General features: G+C 37.1%; 2 protein-coding genes. Both read left to right on the top strand.

The features are described from left to right. The first annotated feature begins 236 nt into the window (after positions 1-236). Positions 237-632, top strand: coding sequence for a GxxExxY protein (locus tag L6773_RS21250; RefSeq protein ID WP_237856683.1), 396 nt, complete (start codon positions 237-239; stop codon positions 630-632). Positions 633-715: 83 nt separating this feature from the next. Next, positions 716-871: GxxExxY protein (locus tag L6773_RS21245; RefSeq protein ID WP_237856684.1), on the top strand; the 156-nt coding region annotated here is incomplete at its 3' end.

The following is an 871-nucleotide window of genomic DNA, read 5'->3' as shown; positions in this document are numbered from 1 at the left end:
AGGAAGTGATTTATCTACGTGCCCTGGCTTATGAAATGTCTCAGAAAAAGCTGGATTTCGAACGGGAACTAGAAGTTGGATTGTTAATCAATTTCGGATCTAAAAGTTTAACATTTAAAAGATTGGTCCTCTCAAAGAATAATCCGTGAAATCCCAAAATCCCAAAAATCCGCGATTCCAATACTGAGATTTTTTTCTCATAATACCCTGAACCACAGATTAGATGGATTAAAAAAATGAACACAGATCTAAAACACAGCCAGATTACAGAAAAAATTATCGGGGCTTCGTTTGAGGTACATTCATTCTTAGGGAATGGTTTCCAAGAAGTGATCTATCAACGTGCTCTGGCTTATGAGATGTCTCAGAAAAAGCTGGATTTCGAACGGGAAATTAATCAGCACATATTTTACAAGGATCTACCTGAACCTATCGGGACTCGAAGGGCTGATTTTGTCGTAGAAGGTAAAGTACTGGTAGAAATCAAAGCGATTAAGGAGCTTGAAGATGTTCATTTAGCTCAGGCCTTGAATTATTTGAAAGCCTATCGACTAGAAGTTGGATTGTTAATAAATTTCGGATCTAAAAGTTTAACATTCAAAAGATTGGTCCTCTCAAAGAATAATCCGTGAAATCCCATTATCCCAAAAATCCGCGATTCCAATACTGAGATTTTTTCAAAACATCCTGAACCACAGATTAGACGGATTAAAAGATGAACACAGATCTAAAATACAGCCAGATTACAGAAAAAATTATCGGAGCTTCGTTTGAGGTACATTCATTCTTAGGGAATGGATTTCAGGAAGTGATTTATCTACGTGCCCTGGCTTATGAAATGTCTCAGAAAAAGCTGGATTTCGAACGGGAA

This window comes from Rhodohalobacter sulfatireducens (genome assembly GCF_022012475.1).
In the GTDB taxonomy this organism is placed as follows: domain Bacteria; phylum Bacteroidota; class Rhodothermia; order Balneolales; family Balneolaceae; genus Rhodohalobacter; species Rhodohalobacter sulfatireducens.
Note: the sequence above shows the minus strand (reverse complement) of the source record. Positions and strands in the feature narration are given on the sequence as shown.